This is a genomic window from Microbacterium sp. P03 (genome assembly GCF_043556235.1).
Classification (GTDB): Bacteria; Actinomycetota; Actinomycetes; order Actinomycetales; family Microbacteriaceae; genus Microbacterium.
This window is the reverse complement of the sequence record NZ_JBIGIM010000005.1, coordinates 240,036-263,356: the sequence shown is the minus strand read 5'-3', so window position 1 is coordinate 263,356 and position 23,321 is coordinate 240,036. Positions and strand designations below refer to the sequence as shown.

25 protein-coding genes are annotated in these 23,321 nt (G+C 65.8%); 15 read left to right on the top strand and 10 right to left on the bottom strand.

Annotated features, from left to right (window positions below):
• Positions 1-3 precede the first annotated feature (3 nt).
• The 4 genes from ACFXOO_RS14215 to ACFXOO_RS14200 all read left to right on the top strand — a co-directional run bounded on the left by ACFXOO_RS14215 (position 4) and on the right by ACFXOO_RS14200 (position 2,894).
• A complete protein-coding gene (locus tag ACFXOO_RS14215; RefSeq protein WP_378841965.1) occupies positions 4-1,620 on the top strand; it encodes an MFS transporter in 1,617 nt (538 codons plus the stop codon).
• A 222-nt stretch (positions 1,621-1,842) separates the two neighbouring features.
• Positions 1,843-2,181, top strand: a complete 339-nt coding sequence (locus ACFXOO_RS14210) for a hypothetical protein (RefSeq protein ID WP_394563916.1) — start codon at positions 1,843-1,845, stop codon at positions 2,179-2,181.
• A gap of 11 nt (positions 2,182-2,192) precedes the next feature.
• Positions 2,193-2,576 (top strand): nuclear transport factor 2 family protein, encoded by a 384-nt coding sequence (locus ACFXOO_RS14205; RefSeq protein ID WP_378853793.1) that lies wholly within the window; start codon positions 2,193-2,195, stop codon positions 2,574-2,576.
• Between the two features lie 33 nt (positions 2,577-2,609).
• Positions 2,610-2,894, top strand: a complete 285-nt coding sequence (locus ACFXOO_RS14200; RefSeq protein ID WP_378841960.1) for a hypothetical protein — start codon at positions 2,610-2,612, stop codon at positions 2,892-2,894.
• 5 nt (positions 2,895-2,899) lie between these two features.
• Here ACFXOO_RS14200 and ACFXOO_RS14195 read toward each other — a convergent pair whose 3' ends face one another.
• Positions 2,900-3,562: a YoaK family protein gene (locus tag ACFXOO_RS14195; protein WP_378841958.1), complete on the bottom strand. Its 663-nt coding sequence runs from the start codon at positions 3,560-3,562 to the stop codon at positions 2,900-2,902.
• A 270-nt stretch (positions 3,563-3,832) separates the two neighbouring features.
• Here ACFXOO_RS14195 and ACFXOO_RS14190 point away from each other — a divergent pair, with 270 nt between their 5' ends.
• Positions 3,833-5,050 (top strand): cupin domain-containing protein, encoded by a 1,218-nt coding sequence (locus tag ACFXOO_RS14190; protein ID WP_378841956.1) that lies wholly within the window; start codon positions 3,833-3,835, stop codon positions 5,048-5,050.
• Positions 5,051-5,226: 176 nt separating this feature from the next.
• Here ACFXOO_RS14190 and ACFXOO_RS14185 read toward each other — a convergent pair whose 3' ends face one another.
• A complete protein-coding gene (locus ACFXOO_RS14185) occupies positions 5,227-5,424 on the bottom strand; it encodes a hypothetical protein (RefSeq protein ID WP_378841954.1) in 198 nt (65 codons plus the stop codon).
• A gap of 218 nt (positions 5,425-5,642) precedes the next feature.
• Positions 5,643-8,336, bottom strand: a complete 2,694-nt coding sequence (locus ACFXOO_RS14180) for an AAA family ATPase (RefSeq protein ID WP_378841952.1) — start codon at positions 8,334-8,336, stop codon at positions 5,643-5,645.
• 182 nt (positions 8,337-8,518) lie between these two features.
• Here ACFXOO_RS14180 and ACFXOO_RS14175 point away from each other — a divergent pair, with 182 nt between their 5' ends.
• Entirely contained in the window at positions 8,519-9,244 is a 726-nt protein-coding gene (locus ACFXOO_RS14175) for an alpha/beta fold hydrolase (RefSeq protein ID WP_378841950.1), read from the top strand.
• A 1-nt stretch (position 9,245) separates the two neighbouring features.
• Positions 9,246-10,352, top strand: a complete 1,107-nt coding sequence (locus ACFXOO_RS14170) for a PucR family transcriptional regulator (protein WP_378841948.1) — start codon at positions 9,246-9,248, stop codon at positions 10,350-10,352.
• Positions 10,353-10,502: 150 nt separating this feature from the next.
• On the opposite strand, the gene ACFXOO_RS14165 is transcribed toward ACFXOO_RS14170, so the two are convergent.
• Positions 10,503-11,351, bottom strand: coding sequence for a helix-turn-helix transcriptional regulator (locus ACFXOO_RS14165; RefSeq protein ID WP_394563915.1), 849 nt, complete (start codon positions 11,349-11,351; stop codon positions 10,503-10,505).
• Between the two features lie 149 nt (positions 11,352-11,500).
• Between ACFXOO_RS14165 and ACFXOO_RS14160 the strand changes: the two genes are divergently transcribed.
• The 4 genes from ACFXOO_RS14160 to ACFXOO_RS14145 all read left to right on the top strand — a co-directional run bounded on the left by ACFXOO_RS14160 (position 11,501) and on the right by ACFXOO_RS14145 (position 14,291).
• On the top strand, positions 11,501-12,241 hold the full coding sequence (locus tag ACFXOO_RS14160) for an SDR family oxidoreductase (protein WP_378841944.1): 741 nt from the start codon (positions 11,501-11,503) through the stop codon (positions 12,239-12,241).
• Positions 12,242-12,370: 129 nt separating this feature from the next.
• Complete coding sequence (locus ACFXOO_RS14155) at positions 12,371-13,150, top strand: SDR family NAD(P)-dependent oxidoreductase (RefSeq protein ID WP_378841942.1); 780 nt, start codon at positions 12,371-12,373, stop codon at positions 13,148-13,150.
• Between the two features lie 82 nt (positions 13,151-13,232).
• Positions 13,233-13,574: a hypothetical protein gene (locus ACFXOO_RS14150; protein WP_378841940.1), complete on the top strand. Its 342-nt coding sequence runs from the start codon at positions 13,233-13,235 to the stop codon at positions 13,572-13,574.
• Positions 13,575-13,682: 108 nt separating this feature from the next.
• On the top strand, positions 13,683-14,291 hold the full coding sequence (locus ACFXOO_RS14145) for a nucleoside deaminase (RefSeq protein ID WP_378841938.1): 609 nt from the start codon (positions 13,683-13,685) through the stop codon (positions 14,289-14,291).
• Positions 14,292-14,306: 15 nt separating this feature from the next.
• Here the strand turns inward: ACFXOO_RS14145 and ACFXOO_RS14140 are convergent, their stop codons facing one another.
• Together ACFXOO_RS14140 and ACFXOO_RS14135 are read right to left on the bottom strand one after the other, a co-directional pair.
• A complete protein-coding gene (locus tag ACFXOO_RS14140; protein ID WP_378841997.1) occupies positions 14,307-15,344 on the bottom strand; it encodes a methionine synthase in 1,038 nt (345 codons plus the stop codon).
• Positions 15,345-15,361: 17 nt separating this feature from the next.
• Positions 15,362-16,354 (bottom strand): DUF1852 domain-containing protein, encoded by a 993-nt coding sequence (locus ACFXOO_RS14135; RefSeq protein ID WP_378841936.1) that lies wholly within the window; start codon positions 16,352-16,354, stop codon positions 15,362-15,364.
• A 123-nt stretch (positions 16,355-16,477) separates the two neighbouring features.
• Between ACFXOO_RS14135 and ACFXOO_RS14130 the strand changes: the two genes are divergently transcribed.
• A complete protein-coding gene (locus tag ACFXOO_RS14130) occupies positions 16,478-17,419 on the top strand; it encodes a LysR family transcriptional regulator (RefSeq protein ID WP_394563912.1) in 942 nt (313 codons plus the stop codon).
• A 16-nt stretch (positions 17,420-17,435) separates the two neighbouring features.
• Here ACFXOO_RS14130 and ACFXOO_RS14125 read toward each other — a convergent pair whose 3' ends face one another.
• A complete protein-coding gene (locus tag ACFXOO_RS14125) occupies positions 17,436-18,008 on the bottom strand; it encodes a flavin reductase family protein (RefSeq protein ID WP_378841932.1) in 573 nt (190 codons plus the stop codon).
• A gap of 217 nt (positions 18,009-18,225) precedes the next feature.
• Here ACFXOO_RS14125 and ACFXOO_RS14120 point away from each other — a divergent pair, with 217 nt between their 5' ends.
• Both ACFXOO_RS14120 and ACFXOO_RS14115 read left to right on the top strand, forming a co-directional pair.
• A complete protein-coding gene (locus ACFXOO_RS14120; protein ID WP_378841930.1) occupies positions 18,226-18,666 on the top strand; it encodes a TlpA family protein disulfide reductase in 441 nt (146 codons plus the stop codon).
• Positions 18,653-19,204: a DUF4395 domain-containing protein gene (locus tag ACFXOO_RS14115; RefSeq protein WP_378841928.1), complete on the top strand. Its 552-nt coding sequence runs from the start codon at positions 18,653-18,655 to the stop codon at positions 19,202-19,204. Before ACFXOO_RS14120 ends, ACFXOO_RS14115 begins: the two co-directional genes overlap by 14 nt.
• 102 nt (positions 19,205-19,306) lie before the next feature.
• Here the strand turns inward: ACFXOO_RS14115 and ACFXOO_RS14110 are convergent, their stop codons facing one another.
• Both ACFXOO_RS14110 and ACFXOO_RS14105 read right to left on the bottom strand, forming a co-directional pair.
• On the bottom strand, positions 19,307-20,143 hold the full coding sequence (locus tag ACFXOO_RS14110) for an alpha/beta fold hydrolase (protein WP_378841926.1): 837 nt from the start codon (positions 20,141-20,143) through the stop codon (positions 19,307-19,309).
• A gap of 160 nt (positions 20,144-20,303) precedes the next feature.
• Positions 20,304-21,137, bottom strand: coding sequence for a helix-turn-helix domain-containing protein (locus tag ACFXOO_RS14105; RefSeq protein ID WP_378841924.1), 834 nt, complete (start codon positions 21,135-21,137; stop codon positions 20,304-20,306).
• An 87-nt stretch (positions 21,138-21,224) separates the two neighbouring features.
• Here ACFXOO_RS14105 and ACFXOO_RS14100 point away from each other — a divergent pair, with 87 nt between their 5' ends.
• The gene (locus ACFXOO_RS14100; RefSeq protein WP_378841922.1) at positions 21,225-22,217 is read left to right on the top strand and encodes a phytanoyl-CoA dioxygenase family protein; all 993 of its coding nucleotides are present in this window, start codon (positions 21,225-21,227) and stop codon (positions 22,215-22,217) included.
• A gap of 21 nt (positions 22,218-22,238) precedes the next feature.
• Here ACFXOO_RS14100 and ACFXOO_RS14095 read toward each other — a convergent pair whose 3' ends face one another.
• Entirely contained in the window at positions 22,239-23,261 is a 1,023-nt protein-coding gene (locus tag ACFXOO_RS14095) for a LacI family DNA-binding transcriptional regulator (protein ID WP_378841920.1), read from the bottom strand.
• Positions 23,262-23,321 lie beyond the last annotated feature (60 nt).

The following is a 23,321-nucleotide window of genomic DNA, read 5'->3' as shown; positions in this document are numbered from 1 at the left end:
GCGGTGCAGACACGCGAATGGGCCGCAGGCTTCGCACCACTCACCGTGCCCATCTTCCGACTGGTGTGGCTGGCATCGCTCGTCAGCAACATCGGCAGCTGGATGCAGACGGTTGGAGCTCAATGGTTGCTTGTCGAGACGAACAGCTCCGCTTTGCTCGTGGCCCTCGTTCAGACGGCATCCGCTGCGCCCGTACTGATATTCGCCATCCCCTCCGGTGTCATCGGAGAGTTCTTGAACCGGCGGCTGGTGCTCCTGTACTCGCAGGCGGTACAACTCATTGTCGTCCTCGGGCTGACATATCTGACATGGATCGGTCAGACGACGACGTTGATTCTGTTGGCGTCCACGTTTGCGCTGGGAATAATCTCGGCCATCCAACTCCCCGCGTTTCAGGCGCTCGTGCCCGACATCGTTCCGCGGAACATGCTCGTCGACGCGGCGAGCCTCTCGTCCATCGGGGTCAACATTGCGCGCGCAATCGGTCCGGCCATCGCAGGTCTTGTCGTTGCGCAGTTCGGTGTCGCAGCTGTTTTCTTCCTCAACGCCCTCTCCTTCGTCGTCTTCCTGGGGGTGCTGCTTTTCTGGAAGACATACAAGCCACCCGTGGCCCGGCACGAGCCGTTCGTGGATGCCACCCGCGCGGGAACCCGATACGTGTTGCACTCCCACATCGTGCGGGTCATCCTGCTCCGACTCGCGATCTTCCTGGTCCCCGCGAATGCGCTTTGGGCACTCCTTCCGACGATCGCGAAGGGCTCCCTCGGACTGACGGCGAGCGGCTACGGACTCCTGTTGGCGGCCCTCGGGGCAGGGTCGATCATCGGTGCGTTCGTGCTGCCCTGGGCTCGGCGGGTGGCCGCGTTCAACGGTGTCATCCTCTTGTCCTCGGCCGTCTTCGGCGTGGGGCTCGTCGTACTCGTCCTCTCGCCGACCCTCTGGGTGACTTTTCCGGTTCTCGTGGCCACGGGGCTGGCCTGGATAGGGGTGGTGGCTACCATCAACGGCGCTCTCCAGGCATTCCTGCCCGTATGGGTGCGCACCCGCGGACTCTCGTTCTACCAGCTCGTGTTCTTCGGTTGCACGGCGGCCGGCTCAGCCGTGTCAGGGGTGCTCGCTGCCATCTGGGGATCCGAAGTCGTCGTCATCGCAGCCGGGATCCTGTGCGTCCTAGGCGCGCTTTCCCTGCTCGTCTCGCCGATCCCCAAAACCACAGGCATCGGACGCGACATCGTCGAAGTGCCTGGAGTCGACGACGAGCCGAGAGCAGACGGAAGCGATGACGCCGCCGTCCTCGTGCTGATTCGCTACACCGTTCCCCAGGATCGACGCGCAGAATTCCTATCGGTCATCACACAAGTCAAAGAGACACGGCTTCGCACGGGCGGCCGCGAATGGCATGTCTACAGTGACGCGGACGACGCCGACGTCATCGTGGAGGCTTACAGCGTCGGGTCATGGCGAGAGCATGTGAGCCAACACGAGGGCCGCACAACCGAGTTCGACGGCGCACTCATCTCCCGCGCTCGCGCCATGAGCGCCGTAGTGCCCACTGCGACGCACCTTCTCGCCATCCAGCCGACGCGCTTCCACAACCACATGCCCCGCGGCAACGGTTGAGCGCGGGGCGTGCTCCTGGAGCCTTCGCCGGGCAATGCGACAGGTTCCAACGGAAGTCGAAGAGCTCGAGCCGCTTCCCTCGCTACATTCGGCCGCACAGACCCCGAGGAGCGCCATGCTGACGATCGAGAGAATCGCGCCGCCGACCGTCCTGATGCGATGCGCGGCCGAGTTCGCCGACGCGCCCAGCATGCCGTCCCACGGTTGAAGATGGAGACCCCCGTGGCACTGCGAGCCCGATTCGGCACATTGCCTTCCGCCGTCGGCGGGGCGCTCGAGGCAGCATGCCGACATGACCTCTCCGAATTCTTGTCGTGCTTCACGAGGGACGCGAGCGTGGACGTGTGGGGGTGCTCTCACACGACATGCGCCTCCATCGAGTACTGGGCACGGGATCTGCTCTCGGACGACCAGTTCGGTTTGACGGACTTCATCTACGCGCAACTGGGCGAGATTACGGCTGTCCATGCACAGATGACGAGCCGCGACTATATCGGACCCGTCACCTTCGCGTTCACCCTCAACGGGGCACGCATCCGCGCGCTGCACATCACCACGTGAACGGAACGGATATGGACGAGCTTTCACGCGCGGCGAACTCCGCCATCGGGCAACTGGAGCTCGAACTGATAGTCCGCGATTTCATCACCGTACTCAACGAGGGTTCGCCTCGGGAGCTGCACGCCTTCCTCGCCGAGGACGTTCACTACAGACCATCCGCCGCCCGGACCATCTATGGGAGGGCGGCCGTCGTCGCCATGATCGAAGACATCAGGTGCGCGTTCGAGGAGTGGCGCACCTTCATGGTCGACGTGGCAGTGACGGGCGACGTCGTCTTGGCTGAGCAGTCCATGAGTCTTCGGCTGCCTGGAGGAGAACCGCACCTCGTGATGGGCTTCGCGAGCTTCCGCCTCGAGAACTTCCGTATAGCCGCTTGGCACCAGCTCCACGCCTAGTCCGACCAGCCGCACACCGAGAGAGAGAAAGCTATGCCCGATCAGCCGCTCACCGAGCACCTGTCAGAGAATCACCGCAACACGCTCTACCACCTCGAGCAGCACCCTACTTCCCACAACGTCGAGTGGCCGGACCTCCTCGCGCTCCTGGATGAGGTCGCCGATGTGACGGAAGAGCACAGCGGCAAATTCCGGGTCCGACTCGGGCAGTCCGAACTCTTCCTCACCAGACCGCATCACAAGGACATCGATGAATTGATGGTCATGGACGTGCGTCGTCTCCTCCGCATCAACGGCATCAGCACCGCGAAGAAGTAGCCCGGCTACGGCGTCGGCGCGTTCTGAGCGGGGTCCACCGGGCCTCGATGCGCGAGCGCCGCCGCGGCGAGCACGAGCAACGCGAGGGCCGCCGCGCCGAGGGAACTACCGACCCACCAACGGTCGATAGCAAAACCGATCCCACCACCCGCGGCGAACCCTACGAGAACGACGAGATACGCCCCCGCCTGCCGGAGGTGCGGTTGACCGTCCGTGGACACACGGTGTGCGAGCGCGCGCCCGACGAGGCTTGATGCCATCTGCAGAACAAGGGTCACCGCGACGTTTCCGTAGAGCATTCCGGATTCTCGGTGAAAAGCATTCCCCTGCACGCCGGCGAGAAAGCTGATGGCCCAGGCAACAACCACCGGCCCGAGAAGACCCGTCGAGTACAGCACCGCAAGTGCGATGAGGAACGCGGCCTCGACAACCAGAACCGGGACGGAGTAGGACGCACGCGCGCGCTCGAAGAGCAGAACCACAATGCTGCACGCGCACGCGCCCATCGCGAACGCGAAGATGGATACCAGCGCGGTGACCAGACGTTCGTACTCGCCGTCGACCAGAAGGTACCCGACGGACACGATGTTGCCCGACTGGACAGTGGCGAACGTGGACGCGTTCTGAAAGGTCCACGCGTTCAGGAGGCCCGAAACGACAGCGAGCACCACGGCTGAGTGAGGACGTTCGAGGACGGGGAAAGCGCGGGCCCCGCCCCGTGGTGCTGCAGATGGCATAGATGATCTCTCGCAGTAGACGGTGAAACGACGTCGCCCCACGCAATCGCGTTGCACCCCCGCCCGGCTACGACAAAGGTCGAATGATGACCCGCACCAAATCTTCAACATCTGTCGGAGAGATCGATGACGCGACACGAGTGTGCTGAGAGGGCGGGCCGAAGCTCGCGCACAGCTCGCGAGCTTGAACGGAGCCTCCTTATGAACGACAACGACAACCCCACCCCGCACCACGAGTCGCCCTCGCTCGGAAACCCGGACCTCCCCGCCGAGGGTGAGGCGAACACCGTCGACGACCCGGCCAGTCTGAGGATGACCGGCCCTCAGAACCGGATCATCGAAAGCCAGTTCCCGAGCCAGATGGACGCCCCCGGAACGGACATCTCGACCCAAGCGATCTTCTGGTCATCGTTCAATATCTCACCGCGCCGCGTGCAGCGCGGCGGCTGGGCGCGCGAACTCACAAAACAGGACTTCGCGATCTCCGACGAGATCGCCGGCGTCAATATGTATCTCGAGCCGGGCGGCATTCGTGAGCTGCACTGGCATCAGACTGCCGAGTGGGCGGTGATGACTCGCGGTCGTTGCCGTGTGACGACCATCAGCCGGTCCGGGCTACCCAGCGTCGAGGATGTGGAAGAAGGCGACCTGTGGTTCTTCCCCGGCGGGACCCCACACTCTCTCCAGGGCCTCGGACCCGACGGCGCCGAGTTCGTCCTGGCCTTCGACGACGGAGAGCAGTCGGAATCGAACACGCTGCTCCTGACGGACTGGTTCGCGCACACCCCTCCGGACATTCTGGCGAAGAACTTCGGAGTGGCCCAAGAGGTCTTCAGCGACATCCCACTGCACAACCTGTGGATCTTCCCCGGCGACGAACCCGGTGATCTCGCGAAAGACCAATCCGACGCGGGCGTGGAATGGGGTTCGGCAGAGCCCATCATCTTCCGACTCTCTCGGTCGCAGCCGCTGCACGAGAACTCCGGCGGACGGATCCAGGTTGCAGACAGTACGAACTTCCCTCTGTCCAACACTGTTGCCGCGGCACTGGTCACCATCGAGCCCGGCTCGATGCGGGAGCTGCACTGGCACCCCAACGCAGACGAATGGCAGTACTACCTACGGGGTTCCGCACGCATGACCGTCTTCAACACGGGCCCTCACGCGAACACCACCGACTTTCGTGCCGGGGATGTGGGCGTCGTCCGGAAGAACTTCGGGCACTACGTCGAGAACACCGGCGATGACGTCCTGCAGTTCCTGGAAGTCTTCAAGGCCCCGAAGTACGAGGAGATCTCGCTGGCGAACTGGCTGAGCCACGTTCCTCCGTCGCTCTTGGCCGCCCACCTGAACATCGACGAGGCAACTCTCGCGACGTTCCCGCGCGGCACGCAAGGCATCACCCCCATCCGCGATTGAAGGCCGCAATGCGCGTGGCGAGGGTGACCTGCCGGGACCCCGAACACCGCACCTTCCGCCCTCGCGCGCCCGGGGGAGCGCCGCGATCACGCTGACCGCCTCGACACGCGCCGAAGCGGGCCATGGGCCGAAGGCCATGGCCCGCTTCGGGTTCGGTCGCGGGAGGCCGCCTCCCGTCAGTAGTCCGAACGATTCTCCACCTCGGTGTCCACCTCTGTCGCGTCCTGCGCCCATGCCGCCAGAGCCAGGCGGAGCTGACGAGCCAGCCACTCCGTTCCGAGCTGCTCGACGTGGTCCTCGAGTGCGGTGAGTTGCGCGATTCGCTCGTCAACGCTCCCACTCAGGTCTGCGGGGTTGGAGTCTGTTCCGGTCATATCTCTCCTCGATCCTGTGACGACGTCGCTGTGCCGGTAGATCCGCGGCAGAGACGTGCGGTCACGATACGAGGTGATGCCGCCCCAATCATTCGACGGATGCCGAAAGTCATCGGAACATCAGCTACTGCAATGATCGGTCGAGATGCTCGCCAGGTGCCCGGAAAGTCTCTCGCGACAGGGCGCTATCCAGGAGCCCACCCTTGCGGGCCTGACGATCAGGGCTTGAGCTTCTTCAGCTCTGCCCGTCCCGAGATACCCAATTTCGGGTACGCCGAGTAAAGGTGTGCGCCGACCGTTCTGGGCGACAAGAAGAGAGCCTGAGCGATCTCGCGGTTGGTCATGCCGGTCGCCGCCAACCCGACCACCCGTTCTTCCTGCGACGTCAGTGCTCGCCCTGCGTCTCGCCTCTGCTTCGGGCTACGTTCTCCCGCCGCAGTCAGCTCAGCACGGGCCACGTCGCCCCACATCTGAAAGCCGAAATGGTCGAACGCGTCCCGCGCCTGCCTCAACCGCTCACGTGCCTCGCCGATCCTGTTCTGCCGGCGAAGCCATTCACCGTAACTGAGGTTGGCTCGAGCTCGAAGGTACGGCAGCGGATTGATCCTGTCGTCGGAAGCGCGAGCGAGGGCGTCCTCTCGCTCCTCGAGCGCCAGGACGGCGTGCGCGAACTGCAGTTCGCCACTCATTCGCTCGGATGCTGCGAACGACCTCATCGCCTGGTAATGCGTCAGCACGGGAAAGGCCAGCGAGCCGTTTCCGGATCGCGCCGCCGCATCCGCGTACTCCGCAAGACCGCGAGAACCGTAGAACCAGTGGTACGAACCTCCGGCCGGATCGACGAGCTCCGACAGTGTCTCGAATGCGTCCTGATGTCGACCACTCGCCGATTCGGACGTTCCGCGCGCGAGGAGGAAGTGCATCCGGAGGACGCCTCCCTGGAGGGCCGTTGCAGCCTCCGGATACTCTTGCTGCAGGGCGGCGGCGTCGACTGCGTGGCCCTCAGCGGCTCGTATCCACAACTGCGTGAGGCGGGCGGTGAGCCCGAGGAACGGCTCTTGAATCTCGCGAGCGTATGCGAGCGATTCCTCGCACGCCAGTCGAGCCTCACGCATCCGGCCCTGGAAATGCCGGTTGGTCGCCATGAGCACGAGCTGATGTCCGAGGCCGGCAATGCGGCCCCCTTCTTTCAACGCCTCGACGGCCGCGCTGCCGAATCGATCCGTTTCCATGACCGACCCCGCTGCCATGGCCGCGAACGCCAGCACCGCAAGCCCGTCCGCGTCGTTGATCGCGTGGACATCCATCGCGGCGAGCCGATCAGTGACACTCTCGGCGAGATCCGAGGGTGCCCCCAGAGCCTCGATCTGGAGTCGGCGAGGATCCATCGGGTTCGCGCCCCACGCCGCAACATCGTCCACGATCTGCCGCCAGTATGGACCAGGGATGGTCGTCGCCCCGTGGAAAGCCAGAGTGCTCAGGGCAGTGATGGCGTCGTCGTCATTCCCCGCTTCACGTAGTTTCTGGATCACGGCTAATGCCGCCACCCAGTCGCCCCCGCCGACCGTGCCGCCAGGGAGCAGCTGACGGATCCATGAAACCCGCGCCCGAACTGTGCGGTCGGTGGACGCGAGCTCGGTCTCGGTGAGAAGTGAGATGCTCTGCTCCGTCTTGAAACCGAAGAATGCCGTCTCGGCAGCGAGCAGAAGGCGGCGAGCGCGATCTGCCGGAGTAACACTCAGTTCGGCCGCGCGCCTGTAGGCGCTCACCGCGGCGTCCACCGCACCGAAGCTGCGAAAACGATTGCCACCTGCTGTGAGGGCATCTGCGAGAGCCTCGTCGGGATGTTCCGCGACCACAGCGAGGTGCCAGGTCGCTCGGTCGGAACCAGGCGGGAGAAGGGCCGCGACGGAGCGGTGAGCGCGCTCACGTTCTTGACTGGTCGCGCTCTGGACAACCGCGGAGCGAACGAGCGGGTGTTGAAAGATCAGATGTCCGCGTGAGCGGTTCACGAGGCCGGTGTCGATGAGAACGTTCAGCTCAGCGGGCATCACCACGCGACCGACGATTCGGCTGGTCGCCTCGAGAATGGCCGCCTGGGCGTCGTCACTGCTCACCGCGGCGACCAGCAGAACTGTGCGGGAGATCTCGTCCAGGGGCGCAAGCCTGTCGGTGAACGCGCGCTCGAGCCGCGCTGTCAGCGGCACGACGTCACCGCTTGCAGCGGTCCACGCGTGGGGTGACTCGCTCAGCTCGATCAACGCCAAGGCATTACCCATCGACCGCTCCAGAACGAGGTCCCGCGTCGACGTCGACAAGGTCGGCGCGACCGCGTCCAGCAGAAGACGCGCGTCTGTGGGGTCGAGTGCGCCGAGGCTGAGCCGCGTGAATTCCGCGTCATCCCACTCGGGTCGCGTATTGCCGCTCCGCTCGCCGACCAGCAGCATGATGGGCTCATCGGGAATCCGCCTCGCGACGAACGCGAGGATCCGCGACGTGACAGCGTCGACCCAATGCAGGTCGTCGATGACGATCAGCAGGCCGGCGCTTGTCGCGCGCTCAGACAACAACGTGAGGGTCGCGATGCCCAGAAAGAAGGCGTCAGCGGGCGAGCCCGCCATCTCGCCGAAGGCCACGCGAAGAGCATCTCGTTGCGGAGGGGGCAGCTCAGCGACGCGGTCCTGAAGCCCATGCGTCAGCTGGTGCAGGGCCGCGAGCGGAATATCCGACTCGGCTTGAACGCCGGTCGCGCGCAACACGTCGATACCGCGCCAGCGGGCATGTGCGATGACTGTCTCGAAAAGCGCTGTCTTGCCCACGCCGGGGTCGCCACTGACGATCACCACCCGCCCCGTGTCCGTGAGCGCGGAGAGGGCGTTCTGAATCAGCTGAAGTTCGCGATCCCGCCCCAAGAAGGGTCGCTCGTGCGCTGTCGGTTGAGTAATGGTCGGGCCAATCTAAGTAGCGTTCCGCAGCAACTAAGTCGGGTTTCCTGTGGCATGACCGCCGGGCCGTTTCTAGATTCGAGGAAGTTGCATCCCACGACTCTCCGGCCAGAAAGTCGTCGTTCCCTCTTAGCACGAAAGGTGCGATCGTGCCCAGGAAAACAACGATAGTGCTCGTGCACGGCGCATTCGTCGATGGAAGTTGTTGGGCATCGGTTGTCCGGATCCTGCTCGACCGTGGTCATGCCGTTCTCGTCCCTTCCGTGCCGAACCGGAGCCTCATCGGCGACGCCGCGTACATTCGTTCGTTCGTCGAGCAGATCGATGAGCCGGTTCTGCTCGTCGGTCATTCCTACGGTGGCGCGGTGATCACCGTTGCCGGTGTAGCGGAGAACGTCGTCGGACTGGTCTACGTCGCGGGCTACGCGTTGGAGGAAGGCGAGAGTCTCGGACAGCTCCAAGGACGATTCCCCGAGTCGGAGCTCGCATCGAATCTGGTGTACGCATCTTTTCCCAGCGGCAGGACCGAGCCGGGCATCGACGTCTCTGTCAGGATCAGCGCCTTCTACGACATCCTCGCCGAGGGCATGCCACCCGAGGCTGCGCAGGTGATGGCGCTATCGCAGCGACCTCTCGCGGCTGTTGCGTTCGGCGAGGCAGCGCCCGTCGCTGCATGGGAGAGCCGGCCGGGCTGGGGGATTGTGGCGAGCAACGACCGGACCATCAACCCGGTCGTCGAACGATTCGCCTACTCGCGAGCAGCGCTCCTCGAGGTGACCGAGGTCGAAGCCCCGCATCTGGTGATGATCACGAAGCCGGACGCCGTGGTCGCCGTCATCGAGACCGCGCTCGATGCGCTCGAAGCGAGCAGTTGACATGTCGATCGCTGAGGATGTCGTCCGCTCCGGCGCACATATAGACCTGCAGGGCGTCGTGAACCAGCTCTCGGAGACCCTGGCGCGGCCCATCGTCCTCGAGTCACGAGACGCGGCCGTTCAGGTGCGCAGTGACGAGCCAGACGGTGGCGTGTGCTCGACGGGGCACGTGGCAGGTCGAGATGAGCTCGATCTCGCCCGAGTCCAGATCGTCCGCGCCGGTGAAAGCGTGGGGTTTCTCTCCGCCCCGGTGGCGGGATTTCCCGCCCTCAGCCCCGCTCAATACGACGCGATGGATTCGGCTGCAGCGTTGCTGGGCGCGTTGCTCAGTGCAGACCGGGTGGACACTCACCGATCCGTTCGGGACGTCGTCTTCAGTGACCTCCTTTCCGAGGATCCCGATCGACGTCGAGCGGCGTACGCCACCGCGGTTGGGCATCGGTGGATCCCGCGCAGGGGAGAGATCGTCGTGCGAGCGTTGCTCACCGGCAGTGCAGCATCCGCCATCGATCTCGTGTCCTTCGGCAAATACTTGTCGACACTCCGGCCGACACCCCTGGCGCTCATCGCGCAACGTTCTCGTCTTCTGTTCACGGTCGGAACCCACATGGACGCATCCGTCGACACCCTGATCATTGCGGAAGGGCGTCGCCGCGGTGTCGAAGTGCTCGGCATCGGGACCGCGTCCGTGGACAACGAGACCGACGAGCTCTCCCGCGCTGCTGATCAGGCCGGCCTCGCTGCCAGGTTCGCATCCAGGATGAAGAGCTTCTATCCGTCCACGGATATCTCGAGTCTCGGCGGTTGGGTCTTCCTCGCGGGAGCTGACCTCGACCCATCGTGGTTGTCGTTGATCTCGCCCGCCGCAGCGGAATTACGGACTCAGGATGACTCGACGCTGCTGCGCACCGTCGAGGTCTACTTGGATGCTGGTGGCCAAGTCACGACCGCGTGCGCGCAGTTGTTCATCCACCGGACGACGCTCTATTACCGGTTGGAGAAGCTGCCGACGATCGTGCGCGAGGCACTTTCCGACGGGATGCAGCGAAGCACGCTGCACTTCGCCTTGAAGCTCATGCACCTCTGGGCGAGCCACGAGCGGATCTAGAGCAAGCTTGCGGATCAGCGCCGGTGTCGAGTCGATCGAGTGCGCCGTGCGCGCTCTTTCGACGACGCAGCAGGTCCGGACAGCATCAGCACGTCTCTGCGGCACTCGGGGACGGCGGCCTTGTTCTCTCGTGTTGGTCCTCGCGCGGCCCTACGACTCGTCCGACCCCGCCGCTGACGGCACCGAGGGGGTCGCGAGAGCGTCGAGCATGCGCAGTCGCTCGGCGCTCGGGCTGCCCTGCTCGGCGTAGTAGACGACGAGAACCAAGTCCTCGACCTGCATCTTCTCTCGATGGAGCTGCAAGTCCCCGACCATCGGGTGCTGGACCTGAACGGAGCCGCCGACGAAGTTCCTCACGCCCTGGCGCGCCCATTCCTCACGGAACCGCGCGCTTGCCAGCGAGAGCTCCCCGACAAGCTCGATCGCCCTGACGTCATCGACGTCGTCCGCGATCGAATGCCGGAAAAGCGCGATGAAAGCACTCACCGACTGCTCCCAGTCCCGATGGAACTCACGTTCCTCGGGGTCGAGAAGCAGGGAGCGGAGACGATTGTTGCCGGGAGCGAGACGCGGCGAGAAGGCGATGGCCGAAGGGTTCGCGGCGAGGACGTCGAAGTACCGACCTTCCACGAATGCCGGTGCGGCGATGGATGCCAGCAAGTGGTGCAGTCGAGCAGGGACGCGCTCTTCGCGCGGACGCCGACGGGAACGCGGACGCGGACTCCCGAGGCTCAGCAGATAAGCGGTCTCGACCTCGTCGAGCTGAAGCACCCGCGCCAGCGCCTCCAAGACCTGCAGGGAAGGACGACTGTCGCGTCCGCGCTCGAGCCGCAAGTAGTAGTCCGCGCTGATCCCGGACAGGAGCGCGACTTCTTCACGCCTGAGTCCCGGGACCCGCCGATTCGCCCCCGCGGTCAGACCGACTCGATCGGGAGTGAGGAGAGCGCGGCGGGCCTTCAAATACTCTCCCAGCCGGTTCGCAGTGCCGGAATCGTTCACGAACAACACGGTAGTTGCGATGTCCGCGCTGAGGGAGGCCCTGCCACTCCCCGGACCAGCGGGGACCTTCCTCCTCGACAGAACCTTCACGACCATTGGGTACGCGCCGCAGATTCGAGGGCGACCGATTGCAGAAGAAAGAAGACGCCATGAACATCCAAGGACGAACGGTCCTCATCGTGGGAGGAACCTCGGGCATCGGTCTCGGACTCGCTCACCGGTTCGCGGGAGCAGGAAGCACCGTCATCGTGGGCGGCCGAAACGTCGATCGCGTCGCCGACCTCGAGACCGTCCGGATCGATGTCACGGACCCCGACTCGGTGGCGAGTGCCCGAGACGAGGTCCTCCAGAACCACCCCGGCCTCGACGTCGTCGTCACCATGTCCGGTGTGATGATCCCCGAGGACCTCCGCGACCCCGCCCATTTCGCGATATCCGAAGTGACGATCGACGTGAATCTGCTCGGCACGATCCGAGTCATCGATGCGTTCACCCCGCACCTCATCGCCCGGGGCGGCGGCGACATCGTCACCGTGACCTCCGGAATCGCTTTCATGCCGTTTCCGGTCATGCCGACCTACGGTGCTTCCAAAGCGGGCGTGCACGCCTACACCGAAGCTCTCCGTCCTCAGCTCGCCGACGTGGGAGTCCGTGTCACGGAGATCGTTCCGCCGGCTGTCGCGACCGAGGCACAAGGCGGCATGAACCCTGCTGCCCTCCCGCTCGATGACTACCTCGATGAAGTCATCCGTTTGATCAGCGCGCCCGACGCCCCCGACGAGATCGTCGTCGACGCCGCGAAGCGTCTTCGCTGGGCCGAGCGCGACGGCACATACGACGAGCTTCTCGTTCAGCGTTCCCAGGCCCTCAAGATGCTTCCGGGGCACTGACCTCCGCGATCGTCGGGCCAGCCCGAATCCGACGGGGACACGGGCAGAGAGCGCGGGACAGCACCAGATCCCGCTCACGTCGTGAACGTCGCACAGGCGATGCCACGGAAAGAACAAAGGAGAACCACCATGACCGAATTGGCCGTCGTCACCGGAGCATCGTCAGGAATCGGACGCGAGTACGCCCGTCGGCTGGCATCGCGAGGCAGCGATCTCATCGCTGTCGGTCGCCGTCAGGAGCGGCTGGACGAACTCGCCATGGAGTTCCCCGGCGTTCACGTCCAGAGCGTTGTCGCAGATCTGTCGACGCACGAGGGCATCCAGAAGGTGATTGCGGCCGTCGGCGATCAGCCCGTCTCGCTCTTGATCAACAACGCCGGCGTCGCCCATTACAAGGCATTCATCGACCTGCCCGAGGACCAGGCCGCCGAACTCGTGGGGGTGAAGGTCCTCGCACCGACCCTCCTGACCCGCGCGATCGCGCCGGGCATGGTTCAGCGAGGTACGGGACAGATCGTCAACGTGGCAGGCATGATCGCCTTCAGCGGACCCGCCACTCTCGAGCAGGTCGGACTCCGCCGCGCCGTGTACGCATCCACACTCGCTTACACCGTCGCGCTCTCCCAGACGCTGAACGCCGAACTCGCCCCCCGTGGTGTGACGGTCCAGGTCCTCCTGCCCGGAGTCGTCGCGACCGAATTCCACGAGCGGCAGGGGATGGACCTGTCAGCGGCGCCCCGGATGAGCGCCGCCGACGTCGTCACCGCCAGCCTGCGCGGTATCGAGCGGGGTGAGACCGTCACCGCGCCGGGCGTGGAGCGGGGGGCCCTGCTGGAGGAGGTGTTCACGGCGGACTTGGCCGCGTTCGAGGGGCAGTCGCCCGCTCTCGCCACGCGCTACCAGTCCTGAGAGGTGAGCGGGCGTGATAGACGACACCGTCGGTTCTGGCAACCCGCTGTATCCCGGGGCGCCGGCGCGCTAGAAAGTGGGTATGAAGCGGATTGTCTACGCGGGAGCACGGTTGCTGACGGGCGACGAGATCGCGGACGCCGTCCTCGAGTACGGCGCAGCGCTGGCCGAGTCGGAGGCCGCCGAGACGGTGCAGATCCCGGTGCTGACCGAGGAAGGCCGACTCTCGACGGCGACACTGCTGCTCGGCCCATCCAGCCAGATCGTTGCCGAAGACGAGGTGACGGAGTTCGATGAACTCCTAGACCCGGACGCGGTCGAGGGCATTCAGGCCAAGACCCGCGCATATCGCCCGACGGTCAGGAGCACTCCGGATCGGGAAGACGGTGCGGACGATCATGGCGCGTGGACGGACGATTACTGACGCGCCGCGCGGGTGCGCCCGCAGAGCTCGGAACGTCCGACCCTTCTTCACGTCGGTGAAACGCGAGGGAAATCGGTCGCCCGTACTGTCGAAACCGACAGGAGCATCATGACTCACTCTTTCGCCACCCGCGTCTCCGCCCAGCTGCCGGAATGGCTGGTCGCCGAGCTCGACGCCTACGACATCGCTCCGGCCACCCACGGGGAGCGGATGGCGCTCGTCCACGGACTCGCGGGCCGCAACTACCGCGAGGGCAACGGTGGCCCGTTCGCCGCGATGGTCGTGGACCGGCGAACGGATCGCATCGTGTCGGTCGGTGTCAACGTGGTCCTCAGTTCTGGCTTGAGCGCCGGTCACGCGGAATTCATGGCGCTGTCGCTGGCGCAGGAGAAACTCGGCCGGTGGGATCTCGGAGCGTCGGCGGAGGATGATCTCGAGCTGGTCGTCAACTGGCGCCCGTGCATCATGTGCTTCGGGTCGCTGATCTGGTCGGGCGTGAAGCATCTGGTGATCGCCGGCGATGGCCCGGAGCTCGAGCAGCTCAGCGGGTTCGACGAGGGACCGGTGCCGGGCGGGGATTGGCGCGGCGAGCTCGAGGCGCGTGGCATCAGCGTCACGATGGACGTACTCCGCGACGAGGCCATCGCGGTGTTCGCCGAATACGGGGCATCCCGATCGATCGTCTACAACGCCCGGGGGACCGGCTCACGCATCTGACCGCGGTCGCAGCGGTCAGGGGTTCGCGGGATCGATCTCCGCGCGGACGATGGCCGCACCTGCGCTGAGCGCGCTCAGTTTTTCGAGTGCGACGCCGCGGGGCAGCGGCGCCATCCCACAGTTCGTGCTGGGGATGAGCTTGTCGGCATCGACGAACCTGAGCGCGTTCCGCAGGGTGTCGGCGACCTCCTCCGGGGTCTCGATCAGGGGGCTGGCCACGTCGATCGCGCCGAGCATGACCTTCTTGCCACGGACGAGCTCGAGGAGGTCCATGGGCACGTGGGAGTGCTGACACTCCAGCGAGACGGTGTCGATGGTGGACCGTTGCAGCAGCGGGAACGTGTGCTCGTACTGCCGCCATTCCGACCCCAGGGTCGCCTTCCAGTCGATGTTCGCCTTGATCCCGTATCCGTAGCAGATGTGCACGACGGTCTCCGCGCGCAGTCCCTCAGCAGCCCGCTCCAGCGCCGCCACCCCCCAATCCTGGACCTCATCGAAGAAGACGTTGAAGGAGGGCTCGTCGAACTGGATGATGTCGACCCCCGCGGCCTCCAGCTCTCTGGCCTCTTGATTCAAGATCGTCGCGAACTCCCACGCCAGCTTCTCGCGGCTCCCGTAGTGGCGGTCGGAGAGTGTGTCGATCATCGTCATCGGGCCGGGGAGAGCCCACTTGATCGGCTGATCGGTCTGCCGGCGGAGGAACTTCGCATCTTCGACGAAGACGGAGTGCTCGCGGCTCACCGCGCCCACGACGGTCGGCACGCTTGCGTCGTAGCGGTTGCGGATGCGAACCGTCTCACGGTGCTCGAAGTCGACACCTCCGAGATGCTCGATGAAGGTCGTGACGAAATGCTGGCGGGTCTGCTCCCCGTCGCTGATGATGTGGATGCCTCGCCGATGCTGCTCATGGACGACGCCGCGCAGCGCATCCTGCGTGCCCTCGACTAGCGCCTCACCCTCCAGCTTCCACGGAGACCACAGCGTCTCCGGCTCGGCGAGCCAGGACGGTTTCGGCAGACTGCCGACGATCGAGGTGGGCAGCAGCGCGCTCACCGACGACGCTCCGATGGTCATCGGACGAGGGTGGGGTAGTCGGCCGCCCACTGCTCCAGTGTTTCGCGGTGCGGCTTCACGAAGTGTTCCTCGGCGTACTTCCCCTGCTTCGCGGCGAGCTGACTGCGCTCCACGCGGTCGTAGGCGATCTGCGTGCGCGAGTAATCCTGCCGATCCAGGCTCGGTCGATAGATGCTCGCGGCGGCCGAATTCGCGTTGTAGATCTCTGGCCGATAGATCTTCTGGAACGTCTCCATCGTGCTGATCGTGCCGATGAGCTGCAGGGGGGAGTAGTCGCTCAGCAGATCGCCGCGGAAGTAGAACGCGAGCGGCGCGACGCTGCCGCGCGGCATGAAGTACCGGACCTGCAATCCCATGCGTCCGAAATAGTCGTCGGTCAGCGAGTGATCGTCCTGCAGGTACTCGACGCCGAGGACCGGGTGGCGATGATCGGTCCGGCGATAGGTCTTGCTGGTGGACACGCTGATGCAGATCACGGGGGCCGTCGGGAACCGTTCACGGTACGCGTCGGATTCGAGGAAGTGCTGGAACAGCTTGCCGTGCAGATCGCCGAAATCGTCGGGGACGGTGAACGTGCCGGCGGCCTCGGTGGCCGCCGGCAGCAGCACGCTGAAATCGAAATCCCGGACATAGGAGGAGAAGTTGTTCCCGACGATGCCTTGGTGGCGTTCGCCGGTTCGCCGGTCGATGATCTGGATGTCAAGGACCTCGAGCAGCGGGAATGCCCGATCCTCGGCCGCCGCGGTGAACTCGATCTCGACCGAGACGATCTCGAGCTCCACACCGTAGCGGTCGAGGTTCGGGTTGTCCTCGTGCGCGAGGTCGTTGAATCGGCGGTCGATCATCTCCAGCGCGTTGCGGAGGTTCTGCTGACGGTGCTCGCCACGGGCCAGGTTCGCGAAGTTCGTCGTGATCCTGGAGCTCTCGGACGGTGCGTAGTCTTCGTCGAAGCGGGTGGTGGAGATGGTGAACGCGAACTCGTTCGTCATGAGCGGCCAATCGTTGGCGAGTCGGCCGGGCAAGGCCGTGTGGACGTCTGTCCGGCTATCGTGCCCGGGTCGCACGACTATCGAGTAACTCGACTGACCTATGCAAGGCCATAGGCTTTGACTATGACCGGAGCATCGCGAGGGATCACCCTGCAACAGATGCAATACTTCGTCGAGGTCGCCGCGGAGGGGTCGATCAGTGCTGCCGCTGACCTGCTCTTCGTCGCTCAGCCGACCATGTCCGCGGCGATGAAAGATCTCGAGGTACGGGTGGGCCGCACTCTCCTCCTCCGCTCCGCCCGCGGGGTGACGCTCACCGCGGACGGCGCGGAATTCCTCGGGTATGCGCGGCAGGTCACCGAGCAGGTGGCGCTCCTCGAGCAGCGCTACCTCGGTCGGCCGCCATCGCGACGCCTGCTCGGCGTCTCGGCGCAGCACTACTCGTTCGTCGTCGACGCGTTCGTCCGGATGCTGAAAGGCAGCGGAGCGGCCGAGTACGAGTTCTCGTTGCGTGAGACCCGCACGTGGGACATCATCGAGGACGTCCGGACGCTCCGCAGCGAGCTCGGCATCCTTTACCGGAACGATTTCAACCGGAAAGTCATCGACAAACTGCTCCGGGACTCCGGCCTCGCCTTCCGACCGCTCTTCCTCGCCGAGCCGCACATCTTCATCTCACGGAAGAACCCACTCGCCTCTCGAGATCGCGTCGCCCTCGCCGATCTCGCCGACTCGCCGCGGCTCACCTTCGACCAGGGCGCGAACAATTCGTTCTACTTCGCCGAGGAGATCCTCTCCACCCTGTCGAGCACGCAGGAGATCAGGGTCTCGGACCGCGCGACCATCTTCAACCTCATGATCGGGCTCGACGGGTACACGATCTCCACGGGTATCGTCAGCGACGATCTCGATCCGGAGATCGTCGCCATCCCGCTCGACGTCGACGAGCGCATCGAGATCGGCTGGATCGGCCACTCGGCGATCCCGCTCACCGAGCAGGCGCAGCGCTACCTCACCGAACTGCGGGCGGTCGTGGCGGGCTTCGGTGTCGCGCTGATCGGCTAGCGGGGACGACTCGACGTCAGGGTACGTCGATGCGGGAATGATCTCCGAGGCGATGCCACTGGCGGTTCACGTAGACCAGACCACGATCGCTCGGCGTCTCGGGCACGTTGACCTGAAGCGCGTGCGCAACGATCACCGTTGACCCGCCCGCCTCGAATCGGTTGAGCACGCGCGCGCGAATCCACCGGGGCACCCCGTGGAACACCGGCTCACCGGTGACCAGGCGTGTCCACGAGCTCGTGTCGGCGAACCGGTCGACCCCGCTTGTCGCAGCCAGTCGCGCCAGGGGGAGATCATCCGCGTCGACGAGATGCACGACCACGGTCTCCGCTGTCGTGAGGGTGGTCGCGCTCGAAGACCGGGTCGACACCGAAAAGACGAGGAGCGGGGGGTCGGCGCTCACCGACGACACGGACGTCGCCGTCAGAGCGACCGGGCCGGTTCCCGCGTCGGCCGTGATGACGGATACGCCGCCGGGGTGGGCGCGGAACGCGGTCTTGAAGTCTTCGGCGGACACGATGCCGAACGCTCGGGCGGACGGCTGGTCGCCGTCGCTCGGGGACGGCTCGGAGCCGGCTCTGTACGTCATGGGTCCTCCGTGGTGGTCTCCTTCGAGCTTGCGCCACCGCGGGACCCGATGGGTCGGACGACGTCACTTCACGTCATAGTTTCGTGGCCGGCCCGATGCTGCTCGCCCCGGGCGCTGATGCACCTGCGGGGGCCGGGAGATGAGCCCGACATTACGCCGGATGTCGTGGAGCGACCCGGATCGCCGACCGCGGTCGGGGCGGTGATATTTTGGCGCGGTGGACCCGATCACCGCGCTGTGGGCGCTCGCCGCGCTCGTCGCAGGAGCGGCCGTCGTCGCCGTCGTCCTCCGGTCTCGCGAGGGTCGGGCGACATCCGTGCGGATGCCCGATCAGCTCGATCCGGCACTCATCGGTGCCGCGCGGTGGGGGGAGAGTGCGACGCTGCTGCAGTTCAGCACGGAGTTCTGCTCGCGCTGCCCGGGCGTGCGCCGCACGCTGGAGGCCATCGCGCGGGAACGCTCCGGCGTCGCCCACATCGATGTCGATCTGACGCACCGCGCCGACCTCGCGAACCATTTCCGCGTCCTGCAGACGCCCACCACCCTCGTGCTCGACCGCGACGGGGTGGTGCGCACCCGGTTCGGGGGAGCAGTCACCCGCGCCGCGCTGGAGCGGGAGGTTGACCGCATCACCGGAGGTCACCGTGTCGGAGTCTGACAGCACCGTCGTCTCGAGCGGCACCGCGGGCGGTATCGACCCGCGCGGACCGCGCTTCGCCGCTGCCATCACGTCGGCCGTCGTCCTGATCGCGACGTTCTTCGCGGCGACGGGCATCTCTGCCGCCCGTGACGGATCGACCTGGTCGCTTCCGGACGCCTCGCTCGCTCAGCGGGCGGGCGACGCCGGGTTCGTCCTGTTCGCCGTCATCGCCCTCCTCTTCCTCTGGGCGGTCGCGTTTCCTGCCAGCCAGCCCTACGGGGTGCTGTTCCGCACGGCGGTGAGGCCGCGATTGGCCCCTCCGGCCGAGCTCGAAGACCCTCGACCGCCCCGTTTCGCGCAGGGAGTGGGTCTGTTCGTCGTGACGGTCGGACTCGTGCTGCACCTGCTCGGCGTGCCTCTGGCGCTCCCGATCGCCGGCGCGGCCGCCTTCCTCGCGGCCTTCCTGAACGCATCGATCGGCCTGTGCCTCGGCTGCCAGCTGTATCTGCTGTTCGTCCGCGCCGGTGTCCTCGGCCGCCACTCCGCCACCGCCTGACCCCGAGTTCTGACCGGCCCGGCCGGGGTAGCGAGCGGGTGATGAAGAGACGGCGCACCCGAGGTCGTCTCGGGTGCGCCGTCTTTTCGTCGGGTGGTGCGGTTATTCCTGGATGAAGGCGAGGATGTCGGGGTTGATGACGTCGGCGTGGATGGTGAGCATGCCGTGGGGGTAGCCCTCGTAGATCTTCAGGGCGGAGTTGCTGAGGAGCTCGTGCTGTTTGAGGGATGCGTCTTTGTAGGGGACGACCTGGTCGTCGTCGCCCTGGAGGACCAGGACCGGGACGGAGATGGCCTTGAGGTCTTCCGTCTGGTCGGTTTCGGAGAACGCGGCGATGCCGAGGTAGTGGGCTTGGGCGCTGCCGGTCATGCCCTGCCGCCACCAGTTGTCGATCACCGGCTGTGAGACCTTGGCGCCCTCGCGGTTGAAGCCGTAAAACGGTCCGGAGGCGACGGCTTGGTAGAACTCGGCCCGGTTCGCTGCCAGGGCCTCGCGGAATCCGTCGAACACCGAGATCGGTGTTCCGTCCGGGTTCGCGTCGGTCTGGACCATCAGCGGGGGAACCGAGGACACGAGCACGGCTTTGGCGACGCGTCCCTGCGGTTCTCCGAACTGCGCGACGTAACGGGCGACCTGGCCGCCGCCGGTGGAGTGGCCGACGTGGACGGCGTTTCGCAGGTCGAGGTGTTCGACCACGGCGTTGGCGTCGCTGGCGTAGTGGTCCATGTCGTGGCCGGTGGAAATCTGCGAGGACCGTCCGTGACCGCGGCGGTCGCTGGCGATGACCCGGAAGCCCTTGTCGAGGAAGTAGAGCATCTGCGCGTCCCAGTCATCCGCCGACAGCGGCCAACCGTGGTGGAACATGATCGGCTGCGCGTCGCGGCTGCCCCAGTCCTTGTAATAGATCTCAGCGCCATCATCCGTGGTGACAAACGCCATGGTGCACCTCCAGGTTCATGTCGGCCCGAGCTGCTCTCAGGACGACGAGCGGACGCTCTCGGCCGGTGATCGGCGGGGAGCGCTCTCAAAGTAGCGCTCGACGCCGACCGGGGGGTTCCTACTTTTGTTCAGACTCTGCGGCCGTAGACGGACGGAGCGCTCATGATCCGGTCACCTGCGCGCGGCGCCAGGATGCGGGCGAGATCCCCGTCACCGCGGCGAATGCCGCATGGTAGGAGCTCGTGGACTGGAAGCCGACACGGGTTCCCACGGCGCCGGAAGGAAGGTCGGTCGTGAGAAGAAGACGTTGCGCCTCGGCCACGCGGTAGCGCTGGACGTAGCTCGTGATGCTGATGCCGAAGACGCCGCGGAAGGCCGCCGCGGCGCGGTGCGGATGAAGGTGCACGGCTCGCGCGACGTCGGGCACGCGGATGTCGCCGGCGAAGTTCGCTGCGACGAAGGTGGCCATGTCGGCCGCGCGTCGCAGGTCTTGCGACGATCGGCTGGACCCGGCCCGCGCTTCCGAGAAGTCGCCGTCCGACATCCGGATCACCAGCGCCTCGATCTCGAGCGCCGTCGCCCGCCGCGCGTTCTCGCTGGCCGCGCGCAGGTCTTCGGACCACCGTTCGAAACGCGACCCCAGGCCGTCGAACGCGTCGCGCCCGCGGAGGATTTCGCCGCCCAGCAGGCGGTCTTTGGCATCCGCGGGCACACGCCACGACAGGAAGCGTGCGAGCGGGATCGTCGCGTAGGCGAGCGGCACGTCAGGCGGGATGTCGACGAGCTGGTGGGGCGTCGCTCCCCAGAATGCGCTCGGCACCCCCGCGGGCAGGATCGATGTGCGACCCGCTGCGTCGTAGGTGACCGGCGCCGCACAGAAGTTTATCTCGATGTCATTGTGCGCGTGGGGCGCCGTCATCGCGACCGTCGTTCCGCGCCAGACCGCGAAGCCGAAGGTGTTGCCGGACAGACTCGGCGGCGACCAGAGACCCATGGTGACATTCTCGGAACGAAGGGGTGATTTTCACGAACTATGACGAGAATCTCGAGCCTAGTGTCGGTCAGGAGAGAAGGAGCAACCATGAGCCACACATCGCAGCCGACCGTGAACCGGGGGAGCGTCGCCGAGAACACCTACGCGCGCCGCGACTATCACCTCACGGAGGAGGAGATCGCGTTCTTCGACGAGAACGGCTATGTCATTCTGCGCAACCGCATCGGCGGCGATCTGCTGCGTCGGCTGCAGCAGGCATCCACCCGATGGATTGCCGACGGACACGCCCTGGAGAACGAGACGGATGGGGACGGAGACTACAACTTCGCCGACCGACCGTCAGGACGGGTGCTGTTCCGCGTCAACTACCTGCACAACAAGAGCGAGGCCGCCTCGCTCGAACTGCTGGGCAGCCCCGAAATGCTGGGTATCGCCGAGAGCCTCGCAGGCCCCGATTTCGTTCCCACTTACGAGTCGCTCGTCTTCAAGAACACCGGCGATGGGGCTCCGATCGACTGGCATCAGGACGCCGTGCACCCCCGCTCCCATCGCATCTTCAACGTCGACGTGTATCTGGACGAGAGTCGCAAGGGCGCAGGTTCGCTACGGGTGGCCCCCGGATCGCAGCGGCAGGTGGTGGACGTCTGCCAGCTTCAGGAGGAATTCGGGTGGGATGCTCCCGGTGTTGTGCAGACCGAACTGAATCCCGGCGATGTGCTGGTGCACGATGTCATGCTCGTGCACGGTTCCGAGGCGACAACGGCGGGCAAGCTCAGGCGCACGATCTACTACGAGTTCCGCGCCGCTGAGCAGATCCTCGACGAGGGTCCGTGGGACGCCGAGTTCATCGACCAGCGACTGAGACTCGTCGCGCTCGGCCGGGATGAGTGGAAGCGACGCCATCCGGACGCAGACGTCTTCGACTGGAACGTCTCTGCGGCTCTCGCCCCGCGGGTCGGCTCCGACGCGGCGCACGAGCTCCGGGTCGCGCACGGGGTCCACAGCCCCGGTTCGTACTGCAGCGCGGGCAGCGTGCCGTTCACACCCGAGTCGGCGGATACCGTGGGAACCGGCCTCTGACGGGCTCGTTGTCGCAGCTCGTCAGGCAGAATCTCGCCACACCACTTCGCAATCGAGCTCGACCTGCGAGGGGGCGGCGTCGCCGATGAGCTTGCCGAGTACCAGTCCCGCCGCGGTGGCTCCGAGCTCGCGCGCGGGTTGACGGACGGTGGACAATGCCGGTGTGGTGCGTCGCGACCACGCGCTGTCGTCGAATCCGACGATGCCGATGTCTTCGGGGATGCGGCGCCCGGCCGCCCGCACCGCCTCCATCGCGCCGGCGGCGACGGCATCCGACGCCGCGAAGATGCCGTCGAGGTCGGGGGCGCGCTCGAGGAGAGCCGTCGCCGCATCGCGCCCGGAGGAATAGGAGTACAGGGGAATGGCCTCGACCAGATCGGGATCGAACGCCGCACCCAGGGCGGCGCGGAAACCTGCCAGACGGTCTGCGCCGGAGTCCCTGTCGAGCGCCGCGGCGATCATGCCGATCCGGCGTCGGCCGGTGGCGGCCAGCCGCTCTGTGATGGTCTGCGCCGCGCTGCGGTTGTCGATGACGACGAAAGACGCCGAGGCCGGAGCGTCCGGGGGGCGCCCGACATACGCGGCAGGCAGTTCGAGTCGTTCGATCACGTCCGAAATGGGATCGTGCGAGCGCGCCGAGACGACGACCACCCCCTCGACGAAGCCCCCCGACAGATAGCGCGCGACACGTGCGGTGTCTCGTTCCGAATCGACCACCAGCACCACCATCTGATGGTCGGCGGCCGAGACCGCGGCGTTGGCGCCGAGAAGGATCTCGCCGATGTTGGGATCCTCCACGAAGGACGCCCCGGGTTCGTGGACCACGAACCCGACGGACTGGCTGCGCTGCATGACGAGGTTGCGCGCGGCGGTGTTGGGCACATACCCGACCTGGAGGATCGCCGCCTCGATCGCCTCACGTGCCGAGGCCGAAACGTACTGCTTGCCGTTGATGTAACGACTGACCGTGCCACGCGAGACGCCCGAATGGATGGCGACGTCGTGTACGGTCGCGCGCCGTTTTCTCGGGCGAGGAGTCTGCACGCCTTCACTGTATCGGGACGCGGCCTTGACGAAGCGGGAGCGAGATGACATTGTGTGTAC

Excerpts from the sequence above, each read along its gene's own strand:
- ACFXOO_RS14205 (WP_378853793.1), top strand. The coding sequence starts at position 2,193 with ATGGACGAGCTTTCACGCGCGGCGAACTCCGCCATCGGGCAACTGGAG.
- ACFXOO_RS14200 (WP_378841960.1), top strand. The coding sequence starts at position 2,610 with ATGCCCGATCAGCCGCTCACCGAGCACCTGTCAGAGAATCACCGCAAC.
- ACFXOO_RS14190 (WP_378841956.1), top strand. The coding sequence starts at position 3,833 with ATGAACGACAACGACAACCCCACCCCGCACCACGAGTCGCCCTCGCTC.
- ACFXOO_RS14185 (WP_378841954.1), bottom strand. The coding sequence starts at position 5,424 with ATGACCGGAACAGACTCCAACCCCGCAGACCTGAGTGGGAGCGTTGAC.
- ACFXOO_RS14170 (WP_378841948.1), top strand. The coding sequence starts at position 9,246 with ATGTCGATCGCTGAGGATGTCGTCCGCTCCGGCGCACATATAGACCTG.
- ACFXOO_RS14160 (WP_378841944.1), top strand. The coding sequence starts at position 11,501 with ATGAACATCCAAGGACGAACGGTCCTCATCGTGGGAGGAACCTCGGGC.
- ACFXOO_RS14155 (WP_378841942.1), top strand. The coding sequence starts at position 12,371 with ATGACCGAATTGGCCGTCGTCACCGGAGCATCGTCAGGAATCGGACGC.
- ACFXOO_RS14150 (WP_378841940.1), top strand. The coding sequence starts at position 13,233 with ATGAAGCGGATTGTCTACGCGGGAGCACGGTTGCTGACGGGCGACGAG.
- ACFXOO_RS14145 (WP_378841938.1), top strand. The coding sequence starts at position 13,683 with ATGACTCACTCTTTCGCCACCCGCGTCTCCGCCCAGCTGCCGGAATGG.
- ACFXOO_RS14135 (WP_378841936.1), bottom strand. The coding sequence starts at position 16,354 with ATGACGAACGAGTTCGCGTTCACCATCTCCACCACCCGCTTCGACGAA.
- ACFXOO_RS14130 (WP_394563912.1), top strand. The coding sequence starts at position 16,478 with ATGACCGGAGCATCGCGAGGGATCACCCTGCAACAGATGCAATACTTC.
- ACFXOO_RS14125 (WP_378841932.1), bottom strand. The coding sequence starts at position 18,008 with ATGACGTACAGAGCCGGCTCCGAGCCGTCCCCGAGCGACGGCGACCAG.
- ACFXOO_RS14110 (WP_378841926.1), bottom strand. The coding sequence starts at position 20,143 with ATGGCGTTTGTCACCACGGATGATGGCGCTGAGATCTATTACAAGGAC.
- ACFXOO_RS14105 (WP_378841924.1), bottom strand. The coding sequence starts at position 21,137 with ATGGGTCTCTGGTCGCCGCCGAGTCTGTCCGGCAACACCTTCGGCTTC.
- ACFXOO_RS14100 (WP_378841922.1), top strand. The coding sequence starts at position 21,225 with ATGAGCCACACATCGCAGCCGACCGTGAACCGGGGGAGCGTCGCCGAG.